The sequence below is a fragment of the Gordonia sp. NPDC003950 genome (assembly GCF_053605205.1).
On the sequence record NZ_JBSGIT010000070.1, the window covers coordinates 1 to 1,351 of the forward strand.

Annotated in this window: 2 rRNA genes; both read left to right on the forward strand. The window is 55.0% G+C overall.

Annotated features, from left to right (window positions below):
• A 23S ribosomal RNA gene (locus tag ACWETB_RS23875) occupies positions 1-1,037 on the forward strand; the annotation flags it as partial.
• A gap of 141 nt (positions 1,038-1,178) precedes the next feature.
• Positions 1,179-1,295 (forward strand): 5S ribosomal RNA (rrf, locus tag ACWETB_RS23880).
• Positions 1,296-1,351 lie beyond the last annotated feature (56 nt).

Here is a 1,351-nt window from a genome sequence, read left to right on the forward strand (position 1 = left end):
TTCGGTGGTGAAGCTGAGAATTTAAGCCCCAGTAAACGGCGGTGGTAACTATAACCATCCTAAGGTAGCGAAATTCCTTGTCGGGTAAGTTCCGACCTGCACGAATGGCGTAACGACTTCTCTGCTGTCTCAACCACAGACTCGGCGAAATTGCAGTACGAGTAAAGATGCTCGTTACGCGCGGCAGGACGAAAAGACCCCGGGACCTTCACTATAGCTTGGTATTGGTGTTCGGTTCGGTTTGTGTAGGATAGGTGGGAGACTGTGAAGCGGCCACGCCAGTGGTTGTGGAGTCGTTGTTGAAATACCACTCTGATCGTATTGGACTTCTAACCTCGGACCCTGATCGGGTTCAGGGACAGTGCCTGGTGGGTAGTTTAACTGGGGCGGTTGCCTCCCAAAATGTAACGGAGGCGCCCAAAGGTTCCCTCAGCCTGGTTGGCAATCAGGTGGTGAGTGTAAGTGCACAAGGGAGCTTGACTGTGAGACGTACATGTCGAGCAGGGACGAAAGTCGGGACTAGTGATCCGGCACCAACGTGTGGAAGTGGTGTCGCTCAACGGATAAAAGGTACCCCGGGGATAACAGGCTGATCTTCCCCAAGAGTCCATATCGACGGGATGGTTTGGCACCTCGATGTCGGCTCGTCGCATCCTGGGGCTGGAGTAGGTCCCAAGGGTTGGGCTGTTCGCCCATTAAAGCGGCACGCGAGCTGGGTTTAGAACGTCGTGAGACAGTTCGGTCTCTATCCGCCGCGCGCGTTAGAAACTTGAGGAAACCTGTCCCTAGTACGAGAGGACCGGGACGGACGAACCTCTGGTGTGCCAGTTGTTCCGCCAGGAGCATTGCTGGTTGGCTACGTTCGGAAGGGATAACCGCTGAAAGCATCTAAGCGGGAAGCCTGTTCCAAGATGAGGTTTCTCACCCCCTTTTGAGGGGTTAAGGCCCCCTACAGACCATGGGGTTGATAGGCCAGAACTGGAAGCCTGGTAACAGGTGTAGGTGACTGGTACTAATCGGCCGAGGACTTACAACAACATTTCTTTAACTCACAATAAAATGTGTCGCATCCACTATGTACTTCTGAAATAGCACATCGCACAGGGGCTCCGCCCCCGTGTGCCCCCAAAAACAGGGGTGCGTCCCGTGACGGGATGTATCGGCTAATTTCATAGTGTTTCGGCGGCTATAGCGGTGGGGAAACGCCCGGTCCCATTCCGAACCCGGAAGCTAAGCCCACCAGCGCCAATGGTACTGCACTCTGATCGGTGTGGGAGAGTAGGACACCGCCGAACTATCATTCCGGGATGCCCCGCAACACACACGTGTTGCGGGGCATCACCGCATTCCC